The sequence below is a fragment of the uncultured Thiohalocapsa sp. genome (assembly GCF_913062725.1).
Lineage (GTDB): Bacteria > Pseudomonadota > Gammaproteobacteria > Chromatiales > Chromatiaceae > Thiohalocapsa.
On the sequence record NZ_CAJXWY010000118.1, the window covers coordinates 1 to 3,908 of the forward strand.

General features: G+C 63.2%; 2 protein-coding genes and 1 pseudogene. 2 read left to right on the top strand and 1 reads right to left on the bottom strand.

Annotation, left to right across the window (positions count from 1 at the left end; genetic code table 11):
• A partial coding sequence (locus QZ588_RS17815; RefSeq protein WP_295544435.1) for a sulfotransferase occupies positions 1 to 2,355 on the top strand: 2,355 nt, incomplete at its 5' end.
• A 299-nt stretch (positions 2,356 to 2,654) separates the two neighbouring features.
• A complete protein-coding gene (locus QZ588_RS17820; protein WP_295544436.1) occupies positions 2,655 to 3,422 on the top strand; it encodes a SapC family protein in 768 nt (255 codons plus the stop codon).
• 305 nt (positions 3,423 to 3,727) lie between these two features.
• Here the strand turns inward: QZ588_RS17820 and QZ588_RS17825 are convergent.
• Positions 3,728 to 3,908 (bottom strand): annotated as a pseudogene (locus tag QZ588_RS17825) (HlyD family type I secretion periplasmic adaptor subunit); the annotation flags it as partial.

Consider the following 3,908-nt stretch of genomic DNA (forward strand, 5'->3'; position numbering starts at 1 on the left):
GAGCGCTATGTGACGCTGGTCAATCCGGACCCGGCCAAGGGGGGGCTGTTTTTCCTGAACTTGGCCGCGCAGGTGAAGGCGATGGCCCCTGAGATCCGGTTCCGCGCTGTGGAAAGCCGCTGGGGCCGGGCCAATTGGGAGAAGCTGCACGTCCCGGCCGAGCATCTGGACGCGATCGACTGGTATCCGACCACATCGGACATGGGTCAAGTCTATTCCGAGGCGGCGCTCTTGGTCATGCCCTCGCTCTGGGTCGAGGCGGCGGGCCGGGTCATTCCCGAAGCGCAGCTGTCGGGGGTGCCCGTCTTGGCCACGCGTTCTGGCGGGATACCCGAGCAAGTGGGGGAGGGGGGCTTTCTGTTCGATATCCCCGAGGGCATGTCTGAGAACTATTTCGCGACCCCGCCCGCAGAGGCGGTGCAGCACTGGGCCAAGTTCGTCGCCGTTTTGATGCGCGATGACAGCATCTACGCGCGCGCTGTGGATCTGGCGCTGAAGGCGGCTGAGGCGCATGCGCCCGAAGCGCGCGCCGGGGAGATCGTGGCCGCGTTTAACGAGATTCTCGAGCGTCCTGTGCTTGAGAGCATCGGCACCGATCCGGCGGTGCAGACGCATCTGGCCGCGCTGCGCAAGCAAATGAACGAGCTGCGCGAGGCCGTGAACGCGACACTTGACAGCGCACCTCAGACCAGTGCGGAAGGGGATGAAGCTGGTGAGGAGGACCCCTATACCGAGGTTCTGACGCGGTCGTTGGCGCAACCGGCCGTGCGGGATGCGCTGTCTGCGGCCAAAGTGGGCGACCACGACAAGGTCCGCGCCATCCTTGAGCAATACCTGCGGCTCATGCCTGAAGATATTGTGGCCCTTGGGATCCTCGCGGATACCGCGGACAAGCAAGAGCGCGACGGCGAGGCGCGGCGCCTGATGGAACGGGTCGTCGAACTTGCGCCTGGATTTGTGGCCGGGCAGCAGCAGCTGGTGCGCTATCTGCGCCATGCGGGCGATGCGGAGGCGGCCCTGCGCCATAGCTTTGCACTGCTGGAACGGGCGCCGCATCAGCCGCGGTATCTGGCGCTGCATGCCAACCTGCTGACCAATGCCAATCGCTTTGACGAAGCGATCGATGTCTATGAAGGATTTTTTGCCAATCACAAGGGCGTTGCGCAGGATTGGATGCAATATGCCTTGGCGTTGAAAACGCTTGGTCGGCAGGAAGATGCGGTCGCCGCCTACCGCGAGGCGATCGCGCGCGCACCTGGCAATGGCGCGGCCTGGCACGCCCTGTCGAACATGAAACTTGCGGTTTTTACCGATGACGACATTGCACTGATGGAAGAGCAGCTGTGCCGTGAGGATCTCGGGGCGGAGGACCGCTACAATATTCATTTTACACTTGGCAAGGCGTATGAGGATCGCAAAGCGTATGCGCCCTCTTTCGAGAACTATGCGCAGGCCAATGGCATTCGGCGCGCGCAGAGCGATTATGATATCAGCCGGCTGGAAGATTATGTTGCCGAGGCCAAAGAAGTGTTCACGAAAGACTTCTTTGCGGCGCGTCAGGATTTTGGCAGTCCCGAGGCCGACCCGATCTTTGTTGTGGGCCTGCATCGCGCAGGCTCGACACTGACCGAGCAGATCCTGTCGAGCCACAGTCAGATCGAAGGCACCCGCGAACTGCCGGATCTGTTGCGCATCGGACGGGATTTCGGCGGGCTCGGACCGGGCGGGCAGGAGGCGAGCCTCAACAAGCGACTGCTCGCGGACCTCGACGCAGAAGAATGTGCAGCGCTCGGTCAAAAATTTCTGGACAGTACTCGGGCTGAGCGGCGCACAGATCGACCGTATTTCATCGACAAAATGCCGGCCAACTGGATGTATGCTGGTCTTATTCACTTGATTTTGCCCAATGCGAAAATCATCGATATCCGGCGTAAGCCGATGGCGGCGGGCTTTGCGCTCTTCAAGATGAACTTTGGCCGCGGCGTCGATCATTCCTATGATCAGAAGGATATCGCGCGATATTATAGGGCTTACACGGAGTTGATGGCGCATTTTGACGAGGTGTTGCCCGGGCGGATCCATCATCTGCAATACGAGGCGCTTGTCGACACCACCGATGCCGAGATCCGGCGGTTGCTGGACTATTGCGATCTGCCGTTCGAGGAGCAATGTCTGCGCTACTGGGAAACTGAGCGCGCAGTGCAAACGCCGAGTTCCGAGCAGGTCCGCAAGCCGATCTTCAAAGACGCGGTAGAACAATGGCGCAACTACGCGGAATGGCTTGGCCCGATGCAGGAGATCTTCGCGCAGATGCCGGTGGAAGACATGCGGCTTGCGAAGAGCGAGCGCGCCTGAGGGCATGGCAGAGGAGCTGCCAGATCGTGTGGCGTTGAGGAGCGGGGTCTCACGATGACGGCGCGCTCATCGGCGGGAGGGGCAAGCCTGGCCTGCGCCGCTCCTGACCCCGACGCGGGGCGGGCGCCTATGTTCGACGCCCGGAGCGATTTTGCCGTGAGGCGCTCCGCGGCGAGATCCTGCAATGCGGGCAAGCGCATCTTGGATGGCGCATCTGCGCCAATTGCACGGCGCGGTGTGCGGATCAAGAGGAGATCGCCTTGGTCGCGTGCGACGTCGGGCGGTTGCGAGGGGGCCCGATGACGATCCTGAGCCCGACCACACATGGCGATCTCGGCTGGCGTCCGGCGCGAGGCTTCGGTTTCGCGCGCGGCGTGGCCTTGGTCCCGGTCGCGCTTGCGGAGTTGCCGCGGGTGGCGCAGGCGATGCCTGTGGCGTTCAGCAAATCGGACCGGCGGTGGCAGGCGCTGGCCGTCATGGGGCCGATTGAAGGTGCGAATGTCCTCGTGTCGCGTGAGGGGAAATGGCGCGCGAGCTATGTGCCGGCGCTTTTGCGGGTCTACCCGTTTCGCCTTGTGGAGCCGGAGGCCTTGGCGCTCTGGTCAAACTATACGCCTGAGCACGAGGCGGGGGAGGGGGCGCAGCCCTTTTACAAGGACGGCGCGCTGGCTCCCTGGTTGCAGCAGACGCTGACGTTTTTGAAGACGGTGCAGTCGGGGATTGGCGCGCTGCACACTCCGCTCGCAGGGCTTGAGGCTGCAGGGGCGCTGGTGCCTTGGGCTGGGCCTAAGCTGGAAGTGCCGCAGCCGGAGCGTGCGTTGCGCGGACTGTTTGCGCTTGATTCTGAGCGATTGTCGGCTTGCGATGAAAGCCATGCGCTGAATTTGTTTCAGGCGGGCCATTTGCGCTGGCTTTATGCGCATCTCGACAGCCTGCACCACACAGAGCGGTTCAAGGCGCTGGCCAGGGATCTCGTGGCGCCGCAAGGGGAGGCAGCTGGCAAACCAGACAAGCTGGATCAAGTAGCTGATGTCCTGGCGACACTTGCAGAAGAAATGGGAGGCTGAGCTGTAACATCTTCCCCGGCGTGCAGGCTGGAGATTGCGAACAGGACTAAGCAACTTGGAGAGGTCGCGCTTCAGAGGCCCCGCAACCGGGTGTCGCCACGCGTCGCGTGGTCCCGTGATCGCATATCACGAGCGCCGCGTGGTGGTCGGCGTCGCGCCTGCGCCCGCCCGCGATGTTTGAGGACGGCCTGCCTCGGGTCCCCGGCCAGTGATCGGGGCGATGGGGTCAGAGACGTCGTCTGCGGCGGAGGGGCTGGTGCGGGACGATGTGGCGCTGGGAGGGAGCGCGTGATGACGTGCCACCCTCAATCCCTCAGCGCGAGTTCCTGGACGCGTGCGACGGGTTGCCAGATGTATTCGAGCACGGTGCGTTTGCCGGAGAGGACGTCGACGGTGGCGGTCATGCCGGGGCGGAAGGTGACCGGCTCGCCGTCGACGAGGAGCTCGCCCTCGATGGCGACGTCGATGGTGTAGTAGCTCTGCCCG

Coding starts and splice junctions, on each gene's coding strand:
- QZ588_RS17820 (WP_295544436.1), top strand. CDS start 2,655: ATGACGATCCTGAGCCCGACCACACATGGCGATCTCGGCTGGCGTCCG.